15 protein-coding genes and 2 pseudogenes are annotated in these 15,846 nt (G+C 68.3%); 12 read left to right on the forward strand and 5 right to left on the reverse strand.

What is annotated here, in order from left to right:
• A complete protein-coding gene (aceE, locus tag ACYQ0J_RS10195; protein WP_460172010.1) occupies positions 1-2,718 on the reverse strand; it encodes a pyruvate dehydrogenase (acetyl-transferring), homodimeric type in 2,718 nt (905 codons plus the stop codon).
• Positions 2,719-2,830: 112 nt separating this feature from the next.
• On the opposite strand from aceE, the gene ACYQ0J_RS10200 reads away from it, so the two are divergent.
• Complete coding sequence (locus ACYQ0J_RS10200; protein ID WP_460172011.1) at positions 2,831-3,688, forward strand: LysR family transcriptional regulator; 858 nt, start codon at positions 2,831-2,833, stop codon at positions 3,686-3,688.
• On the opposite strand, the gene ACYQ0J_RS10205 is transcribed toward ACYQ0J_RS10200, so the two are convergent.
• Complete coding sequence (locus tag ACYQ0J_RS10205; RefSeq protein ID WP_460172012.1) at positions 3,685-3,942, reverse strand: hypothetical protein; 258 nt, start codon at positions 3,940-3,942, stop codon at positions 3,685-3,687. The genes ACYQ0J_RS10200 and ACYQ0J_RS10205 overlap by 4 nt on opposite strands.
• A complete protein-coding gene (locus ACYQ0J_RS10210; protein ID WP_460172013.1) occupies positions 3,939-4,202 on the reverse strand; it encodes a septum formation initiator family protein in 264 nt (87 codons plus the stop codon). The genes ACYQ0J_RS10205 and ACYQ0J_RS10210 overlap by 4 nt, the downstream gene beginning before the upstream one ends.
• Positions 4,203-4,408: 206 nt before the next feature.
• Between ACYQ0J_RS10210 and ACYQ0J_RS10215 the strand changes: the two genes are divergently transcribed.
• Positions 4,409-4,852 (forward strand): Fur family transcriptional regulator, encoded by a 444-nt coding sequence (locus tag ACYQ0J_RS10215; RefSeq protein ID WP_460172014.1) that lies wholly within the window; start codon positions 4,409-4,411, stop codon positions 4,850-4,852.
• A 95-nt stretch (positions 4,853-4,947) separates the two neighbouring features.
• Here ACYQ0J_RS10215 and ACYQ0J_RS10220 read toward each other — a convergent pair whose 3' ends face one another.
• Complete coding sequence (locus tag ACYQ0J_RS10220) at positions 4,948-6,345, reverse strand: leucyl aminopeptidase (protein ID WP_460172015.1); 1,398 nt, start codon at positions 6,343-6,345, stop codon at positions 4,948-4,950.
• A gap of 31 nt (positions 6,346-6,376) precedes the next feature.
• Between ACYQ0J_RS10220 and ACYQ0J_RS10225 the strand changes: the two genes are divergently transcribed.
• The 10 genes and pseudogenes from ACYQ0J_RS10225 to ACYQ0J_RS10270 all read left to right on the forward strand — a co-directional run.
• Positions 6,377-7,276 carry a DUF1385 domain-containing protein gene (locus ACYQ0J_RS10225; RefSeq protein ID WP_460172016.1) on the forward strand — a complete coding sequence of 300 codons (900 nt, stop codon included), beginning with the start codon at positions 6,377-6,379 and terminating at the stop codon, positions 7,274-7,276.
• Positions 7,273-8,385: a tRNA 2-thiouridine(34) synthase MnmA gene (gene mnmA / locus ACYQ0J_RS10230; protein ID WP_460172017.1), complete on the forward strand. Its 1,113-nt coding sequence runs from the start codon at positions 7,273-7,275 to the stop codon at positions 8,383-8,385. The genes ACYQ0J_RS10225 and mnmA overlap by 4 nt, the downstream gene beginning before the upstream one ends.
• Positions 8,386-8,420: 35 nt before the next feature.
• Positions 8,421-9,491 (forward strand): phosphate ABC transporter substrate-binding protein PstS, encoded by a 1,071-nt coding sequence (gene pstS, locus ACYQ0J_RS10235; protein WP_460172018.1) that lies wholly within the window; start codon positions 8,421-8,423, stop codon positions 9,489-9,491.
• A gap of 61 nt (positions 9,492-9,552) precedes the next feature.
• Positions 9,553-10,500 (forward strand): phosphate ABC transporter permease subunit PstC, encoded by a 948-nt coding sequence (gene pstC, locus ACYQ0J_RS10240; RefSeq protein WP_460172019.1) that lies wholly within the window; start codon positions 9,553-9,555, stop codon positions 10,498-10,500.
• On the forward strand, positions 10,497-11,345 hold the full coding sequence (gene pstA / locus ACYQ0J_RS10245; RefSeq protein WP_460172020.1) for a phosphate ABC transporter permease PstA: 849 nt from the start codon (positions 10,497-10,499) through the stop codon (positions 11,343-11,345). The genes pstC and pstA overlap by 4 nt, the downstream gene beginning before the upstream one ends.
• Entirely contained in the window at positions 11,346-12,128 is a 783-nt protein-coding gene (pstB, locus tag ACYQ0J_RS10250) for a phosphate ABC transporter ATP-binding protein PstB (RefSeq protein ID WP_460172021.1), read from the forward strand.
• An 18-nt stretch (positions 12,129-12,146) separates the two neighbouring features.
• A complete protein-coding gene (locus ACYQ0J_RS10255; RefSeq protein ID WP_460172022.1) occupies positions 12,147-13,319 on the forward strand; it encodes an MFS transporter in 1,173 nt (390 codons plus the stop codon).
• The gene (gene recF / locus ACYQ0J_RS10260) at positions 13,320-14,351 is read left to right on the forward strand and encodes a DNA replication/repair protein RecF (protein WP_460172023.1); all 1,032 of its coding nucleotides are present in this window, start codon (positions 13,320-13,322) and stop codon (positions 14,349-14,351) included.
• The gene (locus tag ACYQ0J_RS10265) at positions 14,336-15,088 is read left to right on the forward strand and encodes a DciA family protein (RefSeq protein ID WP_460172024.1); all 753 of its coding nucleotides are present in this window, start codon (positions 14,336-14,338) and stop codon (positions 15,086-15,088) included. Before recF ends, ACYQ0J_RS10265 begins: the two co-directional genes overlap by 16 nt.
• Positions 15,089-15,117: 29 nt before the next feature.
• A pseudogene (locus ACYQ0J_RS10270) lies at positions 15,118-15,311 on the forward strand (site-specific integrase); the annotation flags it as partial.
• Between the two features lie 316 nt (positions 15,312-15,627).
• On the opposite strand, the pseudogene ACYQ0J_RS10275 reads toward ACYQ0J_RS10270, so the two are convergent.
• Positions 15,628-15,846 (reverse strand): annotated as a pseudogene (locus ACYQ0J_RS10275) (IS982 family transposase); the annotation flags it as partial.

The following is a 15,846-nucleotide window of genomic DNA, read 5'->3' on the forward strand; positions in this document are numbered from 1 at the left end:
CTACCGCCTGTGGGGCGGCGTTTCCTCCAGCTTAAGGCCGAGCTCGCCCCGGGCCCGGTCCACCAGGGCCGCCTCCACCTGGCCCGCCTCCGCCAATAGGGCCAAGGTGGCGTAGGCGATGTGCCGGGCATCCACCTCAAAGAAGTCCCTCAGGGCCTCCCGGGTGTCGGAGCGGCCGAAGCCGTCCGTGCCCAGGGCGCAGAAGGGCCGGTCCAGGTAACCCCGGATGAGGTTGGGTAGGGCCTTCAGGTAGTCGGTGGCGGCCACCACGGGGCCCTCGTGCCCCTCCAGGGCCTCCACCACGTAGGGCTTGCGGGCCTTCCCCAAAAGCCTTCGCTCCCGCTCCGCCTCCAGGGCGTCCACGTAGAGGGCCTTGTAGCTGGTGGCGCTCCACACGTCCGCCACCACCCCGTACCCGGCCAGGACCTCCTGGGCCTTCACCGCCTGGGGCAGCATGGGCCCCGAGCCCAGAAGCTGCACCCTGGGCCCCTGGCCCTCCCCTTGGCGGAAGAGGTAGAGGCCCCGGAGAATCCCCTCCTTGACCTTTTCCCGCGGCTCGGGCATGGGGGGGTGGGGGTAGTTCTCGTTCTCAATGGTGATGTAGTAGAAGACGTCCTCCCCTTGGCCGTACATGCGGCGGAGGCCGTCCTCCAGGATCACCGCGAACTCGTAGGCGAAGGCGGGGTCGTAGGCCAGGAGGTTGGGGGCAGCCAGGGCGTAGACCTGGCTCTGCCCGTCCTGGTGCTGCAACCCCTCACCCTCCAAGGTGGTGCGCCCCGCGGTGGCCCCCAGGAGAAAGCCCCGGGTGCGCTGGTCCGCTGCCGCCCAGACCAGGTCCCCGATCCGCTGCAGGCCGAACATGGAGTAGGTGATGAGGAAGGGAATGGTGGGGATGCCCCAGTGGGCGTAGGCGGTGCCGGCGGCGATGAAGTCGGCCATGGCCCCGGCCTCGGTGATGCCCTCCTCCAGGATCTGCCCCTCCTTGCTCTCCTTGTAGGCGGTGAGGGTGCCCGCGTCCACGGGGATGTAGAGCTGCCCCTGGGGGGAGTAGATGCCCACCTGGGCGATGAGGGCCTCCATGCCAAAGGTCCGGGCCTCGTCGGGCACGATGGGCACGATGAGCTTACCCACCACCGGGTGCCGCAGGAGCTTGGCCAGGATGCGCACGAAGGCCATGGTGGTGGAGATCTCCCGTCCCCCCGTGCCCTCGTAGAACTCCCGGAAGAACTCCTCCCCCGGCACCTCGAGGCCCCCCCTGAAGCGCACCCGCCTCTCCGGAAGGAAGCCCCCCAGGGCCTTGCGGCGCTCCAAGAGGTACCGCACCTCGGGGGAGTCGGGCCCGGGATGGTAATAGGGAAGCTCGGAAAGCTTCTCCTCGGGCACGGGGATCCCCAGGAAGGCCCGGGCCTCCTTGAGGTCCTCCTCGGTGAGCTTCTTCACCTGGTGGGCCACGTTCTTGGCCATGGCCGTGGGCCCCATGCCGTAGCCCTTGATGGTGCGGGCCAGGATGACCACGGGGCTCCCCTTGTGCTCCACCGCCCGCTTGTAGGCGGCGTAGATCTTGACCATGTCGTGCCCGCCCCGGCTCTGGGTGAGCTCGGTGAGCTCCTCGTCCGTCATCTCCTGGATGAGCTCTTTGAGCTCGGGGGTGTTGAAGAAGCGCTCCTTTAGCTCCTTGGCCCCGAAGGCGGCGTAGCGCTGGCTCTCCCCGTCCACCAAGGCCTCAAAGCGGCGCAGGAGGTGGCCGCCCTTGTCCTTGGCGATGAGCCGATCCCAGGCCGAACCCCACACCACCTTGATGACCTGCCAACCCGCCCCCCTGTAGAGCCTTTCCAGCTCCTGGATGATCTTGGAGTTGCCCCTTACGGGCCCGTCCAGGCGCTGGAGGTTGCAGTTCACCACGAAGACCAGGTTGTCCAGGCCCTCCCGGGCGGCGAGGTGGAGCGCCCCCACGGTCTCCGGCTCGTCGTGTTCCCCATCCCCCAGGAAGGCCCAGACCTTGGCGGTGCTCTTGGGCTTCAGGCCCCGGTCCTCCAGGTAGCGCATGAAGCGGGCCTGGTAGATGGCCTGGATGGGACCAAGGCCCATGGAGACCGTGGGGAACTCCCAAAAGTCCGGCATGAGCCAGGGGTGGGGGTAGCTGGAAAGCCCCCGGCCCCCCGCCACCGGGGGGTGGACCTCCCGGCGGAAGTTCTCCAGGTCGGCCTCGCGGAGCCTCCCCTCCAAGAAGGCCCGGGCGTACACGCCGGGGGAGGCGTGGCCCTGGAAGAAGACCAGGTCCCGGTCCAGGCCCGCCTCGGGCCCCCGGAAGAAGTGGTTGAAGCCCACCTCGTAAAGCTCCGCGATGGAGGCGTAGGTGGAGATGTGCCCCCCGATCCCCTCCGCCTTCTTGTTGGCCCGGGTGACCATCATGGCGGCATTCCAGCGGAGGATGTTGGCGATGCGCTTTTCCAGCTCCAAGTCCCCGGGGTAAGGGGGTTCCTGCCCCTTGGGGATGGTGTTCAGGTAGGGCGTGGAGAGGCGGTTGGGCAGGGAGTACCCCTCGAGGTAGAGGTACTCATCCAGGAGGCGGAAAAGCTCCTCCACCCGCGGGAAGCCCTCCACCCGGAGCACGTACTCCAAAGACTCCAGCCACTCCCGGTTCTCCACCTCTCTAAACCGGGCCTTCTCCTCTTCGGAGAGGGCCTCTAGAGCGTTTTTCAGCGCGTTCTCCGTCATGCTACCCCCTTGGCGCCCAACTACACTACACCGACTCACCCTTAAGTGTGGGGCAAGCCGGGAGCCTTGTCCAATAGGAAGCGCCGGGGCAACGTGATAAGATTTGTTTATCATGGACCTGCGCCGCTTGCGGCTTTTCCTCCTTCTGGCCGAGGAGAAGAACTTCCACCGGGCGGCGGAAAGGGCCTACCTCTCCCAGCCCGCCCTCTCCCAGCAGATCCAGGCCCTGGAGCGGGAACTGGGGGTGCGGCTCCTGGAGCGCCGGCCCTTCCGCCTGACCCCCGCGGGCGCGGTGCTCTTGGAGGAGGGGAAGAGGCTCTTGGAAGAGGCCGAGGCCCTGAAGGAAAGGGTGCGCCGCGCCGGGCGGGAGGAGCTCCGCTTCGGCGTGCCGGAGAACCTCCTGCCCGACCTCATGCCCCTCCTGGACCACCTGCGCCGGGGCCTGGGCCAGGCGGTGGAGGTCCTGGAAATGCACACCCCGGAGCAGGTGAAGGCCCTGAAGGAGGGCCGCCTGGACTACGGCCTGGCGGGCCTCAAGGTGGAGGACCCCGCCATCGGCCAGGATCCCCTCCTGGAGGTGCCCATCGTGGTGGCCCTCCCCGAGGGCCACCCCCTGGCCTCCTGGGAGCGGGTGCCCCTCCGGGCTCTCAAGGAGGAACCCTTCCTCCTCCTGCCCAAGGAGGCCCTTCCCCCCCTGTACGAGGCCTTCATGGAGGTCTTTCGCCGGGCTGGCTTCACCCCGAAAGGGGTACGGGAGGTGGCCCGCTTCCCCCAGGCGGTGAGCCTGGTGGCGGCCGGGGTGGGCGTCCACCTCACCCTGGCCCCTTACCGCATCTTCCCCCACCCCGGGGTGGTGCTTAGGCCCCTGGCGGAGGAAGCCGCCCTCCAGGTGTCCCTCATCTACCGCAAAAACCCCCCTCCCCCGAGGCTTACCGAGGTGCGGGAACTCCTGCGGGCCTTGGCCCTTTAAGCCTGGAGGCCGGGGGGATCGGCCTCCCCCCAGGCGAGTTCCACCAGGCCGATAAGCTCCTCCACGGGGAGGCCGTAGTCGCGGGAGAGGCGGCTGATCTCGTGGCCCAGCCTCCGCAGGTGGGCGAGCTGGGCGGGATCGGCCCCCTTGGCCAGGTCCAGAAGCCAGGTGAGGAGGGTTTCCGCCTCCTCGTCGGTGAGGCCATCCGTGAGGGCCTCGTCTTCCAAAAGGAGTTGGGCCGGGTCTTCCCTCATCGCCTCTTCAGTATCTCCTCCCGCCGCACGAAGCCAAGCCTGCGGGCCAGGGCCTCGAGGTGGGCGGGGTCCTGGGCAGCCTCCACCTCGGCCTGCAACCGGGCCACCCGGGCCTCCGCCTGCCTGATGGCCTCCGCCAACCGGGCCTTCTCCTGGGCCAGCTGGTGGGCCCGCACCGCCTCCTGCCCCAGGAGGAAGAAGGCGTGGGCCAACCCCAAGGCGAAGACCAGGTGCAGGACGCGGTAGATGGGCCGCTCCAAGGTGGCCCTATTATACCCGGGAGGAGGACATCCGCACCTTGCCAAGACCGGGAATTTATCCTAATATAGGAGGAAGGCCCGAGGAAAAACCGGCTCCCAAAAGGCAAAGGGGGGCCGCAAACCATGATGATACGATCTTTTATCTGCCTCAAGTGTTGCATTTGCACACGGCATGTGTATACTGGAATCGTAAGGAAGGAGGAGCCATGCCAAGGATGCGGGAAAAGGAGAACTACCGGGCGCGGCTAAAGGCGGTAGGCCTGCGGCACACCCTGCCGCGGGAGCGGATCCTGAGCTACCTGGACCGCAAGAACGTGCACCCCACCCCCGAGGAGCTCTACAACGGCCTGAAGAAGCGGGGCTACGACATCGGGCTCTCCACGGTCTACCTGAACCTGCACGTCCTGCGGGAACACGGCCTTATCTACGAGTTCAAGGACCCTAAGGGCTACACCCGCTACGATGGCTACAACGAGCCCCACGTGCACCTGGTCTGCACCTCTTGCGGCAAGGTGGAGGACCTCCTCTTGAAGAACCTCCCCGAACTGGACCTTTCCCAGGCCCAGCAGGCCGCCGGGGAGAAGAGCGGCTGGGCCCTGGAGGGCTTCCGCCTGGAATTCCGCGGCAAGTGCCCTAACTGCCAAGGCTAAGGCCACCCTGAAGGAGGGTGGGGGGATTTCCGGATCCCCCAGGGGGAGCGAAACAAAGAGCGCAGCGGGGCCCGGGGGTGCTCCCGGGCCCTCTTCTATTCCGCCAGGGCCTCCGCCGCCTCAAGGATCGTGCGCACGCCGAAGCCCGTCCCCCCCTCGGGGCCCAGGGCGTGGGCCTTTTGGGCGAAGGCGGGCCCGGCGATGTCCAGGTGGACGAGGGGCACCCCCACGAACTCCGCCAGGAAGAGGGCCGCGGTGATGGCCCCTCCTTGGCGGTCCCCCACGTTCTTGAGGTCGGCCACGGGGCTTTTCAGCTTCTCCCGGTAGCCCCTCTCCAGGGGCATGGGCCAGACCTTCTCCCCCGCCCTCTCCGCGGCCTCGCGCACCCTCTCCCCCCACGAGGGCTCGGTGGTGAAGAGGGCCGCCACCTCCTCCCCCAGGGCCACCACCGCGGCCCCCGTGAGGGTGGAAAGCTCCAGAATGCGCTCCGCCCCCTCCCTTTCCGCGTAGGCCAGGGCGTCCGCCAGGGTGAGGCGGCCCTCGGCGTCGGTGTTCATCACCTCCACGGTCTTGCCGGAAAGGGTCTTGAGCACGTCCCCCACCCGGTAGGCCCGGCCCGAGACCAGGTTCTCGCAGGCGGCGATGTAGCCCCTCAGCTCCACGGGAAGGCCCAGGAGCGCCGCCCCCTTGAAGGCCCCGAGGACGGCCGCCGCCCCCGCCATGTCCCCCTTCATGGTGGCCATGCCCTCCGTGGACTTCAAGGAGTAGCCGCCGGAGTCGAAGGTGAGGCCCTTCCCCACCAGGTCCAGCCGGGCCTTGGCCCCTTCTGGGGCGTAGCGGAGCTTGATGAAGCGGGGCGGGTTCTCCGAGCCCTGGGCCACCGCCAAAAAGGCCCCCATGCCCAGGGCGGCGATGGCCCCCTCATCCAGGACCTCCACCTCCACCCCCAAGGACCCCAAGGAGAGGGCGGCCTCCGCCAGGGCCTCGGGGGTCAGGAGGTTAGGGGGCTCGTTCACCAGGTCCCGGGCGAAATAGACCCCCTCCGCCACCCTCCGCGCCCGCTCCACGTCCTCGAGCCGGGCCCCGGAAAGGTGGAGGCTTGGGACCTTCTCCTTGCGCTCGCCCTTGTGCCGCTCAAAGCGGTAGGCCCCGAGGAGGAGCCCCTCGGCCAGGGCATAGGCGTCCTCCAAAGGCTCCACCAGCACCTCGGGGAAGGCAAGCCTGAGGAGGGCCTGGGCAAGCCTTCCCCCTGCGGACCGGGCGTCCTCGTCCAGGCCGAAGAGGAGAAAGTGGCCCTCGGGGGCGGCCAGGAGGAGGCTCTCCCCCGCCTCCCCCCTAAACCCCGCCCCCTCCATGGCCCGGCGGAGGAGCCCCCCCAGGCGGGCATCCAGGGCCTCCCCTTGGGGGAGGAGCCCCCCCTTTTTGACCCAGAGGACCTTAAGGGGGGCCTGGCCTTCGGCCAACGTGGCTTGGGTGGTGTTCAGGGTGATCACGCCTGGAGTTATACCACGGCCCCGTGGCAAAATGGTGGGGATGCGCCCTCTCTTCTTCCTACTGGCCAAGCAGGCGACCCTCGGGGGGGCGGCGGCCCTCGAGGGGGTCATGATGAAGGCCCCCTGGGCCTGGGCCCTGGCGGTGCGCCTGCCTGGCGGCCAAATCCACGTGGAGCGCCACGAGGAAAAGGCCCTCACCGAGCGCTACCCCTGGGCCAGGCTCCCCCTCATCCGCGGGGTAGTGGCCCTATGGGACGCCCTCTCCGTAAGCTACCGGGCCCTGGCGCGGAGCGCCGAGCTGGCGGGGGAAGGGGAGGAGGTGCCCAAAGGGGCCCTCTGGGGCACGGTGGCGGTGAGCCTCCTCTTGGGCCTCGCCCTTTTCATCGTCCTCCCCGGCTTCCTCTCGGGGCTTTTGCTGGACCCGGCCCGCCACCCCCTCCTCTACAACCTCCTGGCGGGGCTTATCAAGGTGGGGATCCTCGTGGGCTACCTCCGCTTCATCGGCCGCATGCCGGAGATCCGGCGCTTCTTCATGTACCACGGGGCGGAGCACAAGGCCATCCACGCCCACGAGAAGGGCCTTCCCCTCACGGTGGAGAACGTCTTGGCCCAACCCCGCTTCCACCCCCGGTGCGGCACCACCTTCATCGCCTTCGTCATCGTGGTTTCCGTGCTGGTCTACAGCTTCATCCCCGCCCCCGAGGTCCTCTGGTGGCGCCTCCTCGCCCGGGTCTTCTTCCTCCCCCTGGTGGCCGCCTTGGCCTATGAGCTCCTCTACTTCTCCGCCCGGCACCAAGACCCCTTCTCCCGGCTCTTCCGGGAGCTCGGCTTCCGCTTCCAGGCCCTCACCGTGGCCGAGCCCACCCCCGACATGGTGGAGGTGGCCATAAGGAGCACGGAGGCCGCCTTGGGCGAACAGGTGGTGGCATGAAGCGGGTCCTCGTGGCCATGTCCGGGGGGGTGGACTCCTCCGTGGCCGCCCTCCTCCTCAAGGCGCAGGGGTACGAGGTGGTGGGGGCCATGATGCGCTTCTGGCCCGACCTGCCGCCCCCGAGCCTGGAAGGGGGGAAGCCCCGGGCCTGGGAGAGCTGCTGCACCCCCGATGCCGCCTACGAGGCGCGGCGGGTGGCGGACCTCCTCGGCATCCCCTTCTACCTCCTGGACTACCGGGAGGTCTTTGAGGAGGAGATCATCGCCCCCTTCCTCCAGGACTACGCCCGGGGCCGCACCCCGAACCCCTGCGCCCGGTGCAACACCTTCGTCAAGTTCGGGGCCCTCCTGAAGCAGGCCCAAAGGCTCGGCCTGGACTACGTGGCCACGGGCCACTACGTGCGCCGGGAAGGGGAGGCGCTCCTCAGGGGGGTGGACCCCAACAAGGACCAGACGTACTTCCTCTGGGGGACGCCGAAGGAGGCCATCCCCCACCTCCTCTTCCCCGTGGGGGGACTCACCAAGCCCGAGGTGCGGGCCATCGCGGAAAAGGCAGGCCTGCCCACGGCGAGAAAGCCCGAAAGCCAGAACCTCTGCTTCGTGGCCGGGGACCTCAAAGGCTTCCTCAAGGAGCGCCTGAAGCCCAGGCCCGGCCCTCTCGTGGACGCCCTCACGGGGGAGGTGGTGGGGGAGCACGAGGGAGCGAGCCTCTACACCCTGGGCCAGAGGAAGGGCCTGGGGCTTTACAAGCCCCACCTGGAGCGTTACGTGGTGGGCGTGGACCCCGAGAGGAACGTGGTCTACGTGGGCCCCAAGGAGGCCGCCTTCTGGGAGGGGCTGGAAGGGGAAGAGGCCAACCTCCTCGGCCCCCTTCCCGAGGAGGTGGAGGTCCAGGTGCGCTACCGTACGCCCCCCGTCAGGGCCAGGGTGGAGTCCCTGAACCCCTTGCGCCTCCGCTTCGCTAGCCCCGTCTTCGCCGTCACCCCAGGGCAGAGCGCCGTCTTCTACCAGGGGGAGAGGCTTCTTGGGGGCGCGGTGATCGTGAGGGGGCTTTACAACCTGGCGGGCCTGGACCAGGGCACGGCGGAGAGGGTCTTGACCTTCTCCTGACAAAGGGCTGCAAGAGTACGGGTGGGAGGTTTGAGATGCGGAAAGCACTCCTAGGAATCTTGGCCTTGGCTAGCGTGGGCCTGGCCCAGCAGACCATCACCCTGGTGGGGGCGGGGGCCACCTTCCCCTACCCCCTCATGGCCAAGTACGGCGACGAGTACACCCGGCTCACCGGGGGCAAGGTGCGCATCAACTACCAGTCCATCGGTTCCGGAGGCGGCATCCGCCAGTTCCTGGAGCAGACCGTCCACTTCGGGGCCTCCGACGCGCCCCTGGACGACCAGCGCATGAAGCAGATTCGGGACCAGTTCAAGACCAACGCCCTGAACATCGGCTACGCCCTGGGGGCGGTGGTCCCCACCTACAACCTTCCCGGCATCCGGGAACCCCTGCGCTTCACCGGGGAGGTCCTGGCGGGGATCTACCTGGGCAAGATCAAGACCTGGAACGACCCCGCCCTGCAGGAGCTTAACCCCGGCGTGAAGCTTCCCCCCATGCCCATCACCGTGGTCCACCGCTCCGACGGTTCGGGCACCACCTTCGTCTTCGCCGACTACCTCTCCAAGGTGTCCCCTGAGTGGGCCCAGAAGGTGGGCCGGGGCACCAGCCTCCAGTGGCCCGTGGGCGTGGGCGCCAAGGGCAACGAGGGGGTGGCCGGGGTGGTGCGGCAGACCCCAGGGGCCATCGGCTACGTGGAGGTGACCTACGCCAAGCAGAACAACCTGGCCTACGGGGCGGTGCAGAACAAGGCGGGGCGGTTCGTCCTGGCCGACCTCCCCTCCATCAAGGCGGCGGCCAACGTGCCCTTGCCCGGGGACATGCGGGTCTCCCTCACCGACACCCAGGCCCCCGATGGCTACCCCATCGCCAGCTTCACCTACCTCCTCCTTTACGAGAACCTCTCCGTCAACAAGGCGGTGAAGTCCGAGGAGGAGGCCCGGGCCCTGGTGGAGTTCGTCAAGTGGCTCCTCACCGAGGGGCAGAGGTTCAACGAGCCCCTCACCTACGGGGCCCTTGCCCCGGTGGCCCAGCAACGGGCCCTGGCCCTCCTCTCCCGGGTCACCTACGGGGGCAAGCCCATCGGCAAGGAGATCGTGGGCCGCTAACCCCGGCCCGGCCTAGGGGTGGCCTTTCCCGAGGCCACCCCTTATCTTGGAGAGGGGTTGTATGCGCCGGCTCTACACCCATTTTGGCGACCGGGTCTTCGCCTTCCTGCTCCTCCTTTTGGCCCTGGGGGTCGTGGTCTTGGCCCTCCTCATGGCCTACGAGCTCTACCAAGGGGGTAGCCTCGCCCTCCGCCGCTTTGGCCTTCTCGGGTTTGCCCTGGGGCGGGAATGGGACCCGGTGATCCAGAAGGTCTTCGGGGCCTGGCCTTATATCCTGGGCACCCTCATCGTAAGCCTCTCCGCCCTTTTCCTCTCCTTTTTTCCGGCTTTGGCCGCCGCCATCTTCGCCGCAGAATACGCCCCCAGGTGGCTTGCCCAGATCATCAACTTCCTCTTGGACCTCATGGCCGCGGTGCCCAGCGTGGTCTATGGGCTTTGGGGGATTTTCGTCCTGGCCCCCTGGATCCGGGACAAGGTGCAGCTCCCCTTCTACATGTGGGCGGCGGAAAACGCCCCGGGGCTTCTGCCCTTTCTCGGCGTGCCCACGGGATACGGGCTCATGACCGCGGTGCTCATCCTTGCCTCCATGGTGGTGCCCTACACCGCCGCCTTGGCCCGGGACGCCATCGCCTTGGTGCCCAAGGAGCACCGGGAGGCGGCCTATGCCCTGGGGGCCACGCGCTGGGAGGTGATGCGCCTGGCCATCCTGCCCCTGGCCCGGGGCGGCATCATCGCCGGGGCCTTTCTGGCCCTGGCCCGGGCCGTGGGGGAGACCATGGCGGTCACCATGGTCATCGGGAACTCCCACAAACTCCCCTATACCCTCTTTGGCGGGGCCGCCACCATGCCCAGCGTGATCGCCAACGAGTTCACCGAGGCGGTGGAGGACCTCCACCTCTCCGCCCTGATCGCCGTGGGCTTCCTCCTCTTTCTGGTTTCCATGGCGGTGAACTTCACCGCGGCCTATGTCCTCCGGCGTCAGGAGCGCCTGGTCAAGGGGGTGCTATGAGGACCCTGGAGAAGGACCTGGCCCTAAGGCGCCGCTACCGGGTGGAGCGCTTCATGATGGGCCTGGTGGCGTTGGGCACGGTGCTTTCCTTCCTCCTTCTCTTCTTGGTCCTGGTCTACGCCTTAGCCCAGGGGGCAGGGGCTCTGAACCTGGACTTTTTTCTCAAGGACATGCGCCCCCCCGGGGAGACGGGCGGGGGTCTCAGGCAGGCCATCGTGGGCACCCTGATCGTGGACGGGCTAGGCCTCCTCATCGCCTTGCCCTTCGGGCTCGCCGCGGGCATCCTCCTGGCGGAATACCCGGACCACCCGGTGAACCCCTACCTCCGCCTCCTCTCCGACACCCTAAACGGGATGCCCGCCATCCTCTTCGGCCTTTTGGCCTTCGTCCTAATCGTGAAGCCCATGGGGGGGTTTTCCGCCCTTTCTGGAGCCTTCGCCCTGGGCTTCCTCATGATTCCCATCCTGGCCCGGAGCACCGAGGGGGTGCTCTCCCTGGTGCCCAAGGAGATCCGCGAGGCGGGGCTGGCCCTTGGGCTTCCCCGCTGGCGGGTCATCCTCTCCCTGGTCCTGCCCGCCGCCCGGGCCGGGCTCATCACGGGGGTACTCCTGGCCTTCGCCCGGGCGGCGGGGGAGGCGGCCCCCCTGCTTTTCACCGCCTTCGGCAGCCCCCTTTTGGAGCTCAACCCCCTGAAGCCCATGGACACCCTGCCCTTGCGCCTCTTCGCCTTCGCCATCAGCCCCTACGAGGACTGGCACCGCCAGGCCTGGGCCGCGGGGTTGGTGCTCTTCGGGCTCATCACCCTGACAAGCCTGCTGGCCCGGTGGGCCTCGAGGAGGTTCTAAATGGTCAAGGAAGCCGTGGACGTGCACATGGAGTCCAAAAACCTGGTGGTCCGCTACGGGAACCGGGTGGGGGTTGGGGTTGGGGGCGGGGTGAACCTTCCCCTCTACCGCCACCAGGTCACGGCCCTCATCGGCCCCTCCGGGTGCGGGAAGACCACCTTCTTGCGGGCCCTCAACCGCATGCACGACCTCACCCCCATCGCCCGGGTGGAGGGGGAGGTGCTCTTGGACGGGGAGAACATCTACGCCCCCGGGGTGGACCCCGTGCTGGTGCGCAGGCGGGTGGGCATGGTCTTTCAAAAGCCCACCGCCTTCCCCACCATGTCCATCTACGACAACGTGGCCGCCGGGCTTAAGCTGGTGGGGGTCCGGGACAGGCGCCGACTGGACGAGGCCGTGGAGCGGGCCTTGCGGGGAGCCGCCCTTTGGGACGAGGTGAAGGACCGCCTGCGCGCCCCGGCGAGCGGCCTCTCGGGCGGCCAGCAGCAACGCCTCACCATCGCCCGGGCCCTGGCGGTGGAGCCCGAGGTGCTCCTCATGGACGAACCCACCGCCAGCTTAGACCCCATCTCCACCCAGGCCATTGAGGACCTCCTCCTCTCCCTGAAGGAACAGGTCACCATCGTGATCGTCACCCACAACATGCAGCAGGCCGCCCGGGTTTCCGACTACACCGCCTTTTTCCTCAACGGGGAGATGGTGGAGTTTGGCCCCACGGAAACCCTCTTCACCAAGCCCAAGGACCCGCGCACGGAGGCCTACATCACCGGCCGCTTCGGCTAGGCCGGTAAAATCGGCGCTATGTCGCCCCTTGCCCTGCTCTTCCTCACCCTTTTCAACAGCATCCTGGGGCTTTCCATCCTCTTCCCCATCCTGGGGCCCTTGGGGCGCGAGCTGGGCCTTTCCGAGGTCCAGGTGGGCCTCTTCTCCACGGGCTACGCCCTCATGCAGTTCCTCCTCGCCCCCTACTGGGGAAGGCGGAGCGAAAGGGGCCGGAAGCCCGTTCTCCTCCTGGGCATCCTGGGCTTTGCCGCAAGCTTCCTCCTCTTCGGCCTTTTCGCCCTCCTGGGGCAACGGGGCCTTCTCGGCCTGGGGCCGCTCTTCCTCCTCCTCCTCGCCGCCCGCCTCCTCGGCGGGGCCTTCAGCTCCGCCACCCTGCCCACGGCCCAGGCCTACGTGGCCGACGTCACGGGGCGGGAGAGCCGCACCGCCGGGATGGCCCTTCTGGGGGCGGCCTTTGGCCTGGCGGTGATCCTGGGGCCCGCCTTGGGGGCGGGGCTTGCCGCCCTCTTTGGCCTCCTGGCGCCGGTCTTCTTCTCCGCAGGGGTCGCCTTGGTAAACGCCCTCTTCGTGTACCTGGCCCTGCCGGAGTCTAGGCCTAGGGGGACCCAGGAGGCGAAGCGGCTTTCCCCGTGGGACCAGAGGGTCTTCCCCCTCCTCCTCCTGGGATTCGCCCTGAACCTCTCCGGCGTGGCCCTGGAGCAGACGGTGGCCTTCTACTTCCAAGACCGCCTGGGCCTAGGCGGGGTGGAAACCGCAAGAAGCGTGGGCCTGGCCCTGGTGCTTTACGGCCTGGTGGCGGTCTTCATCCAGGGCTTCCTGGTGCGCCAGCGCTCCTGGCCCCCCAGGACCCTCCTCCTCCTGGGCCTGCCCCTGGGTACCCTGGGCTTTTTGGTTCTGGTCCTGGGCCATAGCTTCTGGGCCCTGGCCCTAGGCCTGGCCCTTCAGGGGGCGGGGGCGGCCCTGGCGGGGCCGGGGGTGACGGCCGCCTTGTCCCTGGCGGTAGGGGAGGGGGAGCAGGGGCTGGTGGCGGGCCTCAACAGCTCCGCCCAGGCCCTGGGCCGGATGCTGGGGCCCGTCTTGGGCACGGGGCTTTACCGCCTGGCCCCCGAGGCCCCCTTCCTCCTGGGGGCAGGCCTCCTCCTCCTGGCCCTCCTTTTCCTCCCCGCCCTTTTCCGTCGGGTGAGGCTCTAGATGCGGCTTCGCCTCTTCCGCCAGAAAAACTTCCGCAACCTGGCCCAGGGCACCCTCCATCCCCCGGCAGGCCTCTTCGCCCTGGTGGGGGGGAATGCCCAAGGCAAGACCAGCTTTCTCCTGGGCGTCCACCTGGCCCTCGGGGGGGAGGTGCGGGCCCCCTTGGCCGACCTGATCCGCTTCGGGGAAAAGGAGGCCTGGCTTTACGCCGAGGTGGAAACCGAGCTCGGGCTTTACCGGGTGGAGCAGCGCCTGACCCCGGATGGGCGGGAAGTTTTCTTGAACGAAAAGGCGGTAAGCCTCCGCGCCCTGTACGAGCTACCCGGTTCGGTCCTCCTGCTTCCCGAGGACGTGGAGGTGGTCCTGGGGGCCAAGGAGGAGCGCCGGGCCTTTTTGGACCGCCTGATCGCCCGTTTCTCCCGCAGGTACGCCACCTTGCTCTCCGCCTACGAGAAGGCCCTGCGCCAGCGAAACGCCCTCTTGAAGGCCGGGGGCAACGGGCTTTCCGTGTGGGACCAGGAGCTCGCCCGCTACGGCTCGGAGATCATGGCCATGAGGCGGCGCTTCCTCAAGCGCTTCCTGCCCATCTTCCAGGGAACCCACCGGAGCCTGGCCCCCGGGGAGGCGGGGCTCCTTCTGGAGGAAACCGCCCAGGGGGATTTCCTGGAGGCCTTAAGGGCGCGGCGGGAGGAGGAGCTCGCCCGGGGGCAGACCCTGGTGGGCCCCCACCGGGACGATCTGGTCTTCCTCCTCTCCGGGCGCCCCGCCCACCGCTTCGCCAGCCGGGGCGAGGCCAAGGCCTTGGCCCTGGCCCTGCGCCTGGCAGAGCACCGCCTCCTCGCCGAGCACCATGGGGACGCTCCCCTCCTCCTGGTGGACGAGTGGAGCGAGGAACTGGACGAGGCCCGGCGCCAAGCGGTCCTGGCCTACGCCCGGGAGCTTCCCCAGGCCATCCTGGCCGGGCTCCTGGCTCCCGAGGGGGTGCCGGTATGCTGGGTGGAAGGGGGGGTGGTGGTGTGCCCTGGCGGCTAAGGGAACTCATCCCCCAGGCCCTGAAGAAGGCCGGGGGGAAGGAGCGGCTGAAGCGCGGCCTGGTGCTCTCCGCCTGGAAGGAGGTGGTGGGCAAGGAGCTTTCCCGGCTCACCGAGCCCGTGGCCCTCGAGGCGGGCACCCTCACCGTCCGGGTGGCGGACCCCGTGACCGCCCACCAGCTCACCTATAGCCGCTTAGCCCTCCTCAAGCGGTACGAGGAGCGCTTCCCCGGGGTGGTGAAGGAGATCCGCTTCCTGGTGGGCCCCCTGGAGGAGGTGGCGCCCCCGCCCCCTAGGCCTCCGGAAAACCCGGAGGCCGCCCGCAAGGCCCTCCTGTTGGCCCAGGAGGCGCCCCCTGAGCTGCGGGAGCGGGTAGCCCGGGCCGCCCTGGCCCTCTTCCAAAGGCAGCGGGGCGACCCCTGCCCCATCTGCCAGGTTCCCAGCGAGACCCACCCCTGCCCCACCTGTAGGCGGCTTCTCGCGACCCCCGGGGTGCGCAAGGAGGCGGAAAGGCTGTACCGGGGAAAGCCCCCCCGCCTCGAGGGGGAGGCCCTTCTGGTGGCCCGGCACCTGGCCCGGGAGCGGCTTCTTGGCGAGATGCGCGACCTCTTCCCCGAGGCCCTGCGCGAGGAGGGCCTGAGGCCCCTCCTCGCCGACCTGGTCCAGCGCTTCCGGGCCCTCTTCCCCGGGGAACCCCTACCGGTAGCGGTGCAAGGCCTTCTGGACCGGAAAGGATGAAGGGAAAAGCGAGCTCCCGCTTGCGTATCCGCCCTCGGGAAAGGGCCAGGGGCCGGCTGTGGGTCCACGACCTCCGGGACCCCTGGGCCACCCTGGCCCTCTCCCGGGGCATCCCCCCATCACCCTGAACGTCTACCGGCACCTCCTGGAGGAGGAGCGCCGGGGGTACGTGCTGAACCTTAGCGAACTTCTAGGAAGCCCCAAGACAAGACCCCGGGCTTGAACTATAAGCCCCCAAAGGACCTTCCCCACGCTATCACAGGGGGAAGCTTTGTGTCCTGGAGCTTGTGAGCGGCGCAGGACTTTAACGTGTGAGGTCTGCCCTCTCCCCCACCTGACCCCCGAGATCCGTTGCCCGGAGGCAACACTCTCCCTTCCGTGGTGTCAGGAACAAGACCGAAATCGCCCCCGGTCCGGGCAGATAAGGGGTAGCGCCGGAGCCCCGTCCGGGACGGCGTTCTGAGAAGCGGTTCGCCTCCCCTTGGGAAACAAGGGGAAAACTTGGGAGAGAGGACATTCCCATAGTATAACCCAAGTTGCTACCCAGCCATCTTCTGGGTCAGGAGACTGATGTTATGGGCCAGGACGAAGGTGAGAACTTTGATGACGAAACCCTCCTGGGTCACGGCGTGGATGCGCCTGGGGAAGAGGTGATGGAGCATGCTCCCCACCGTCTCCACCACCCTCCGCCCCACGATGGCCAGGTACTGCATCCAAGGGAGATACCGCCGGCTGTTCCTCCTGCGGATGACCATGGG

Source organism: Thermus sp. FJN-A (assembly GCF_054655095.1).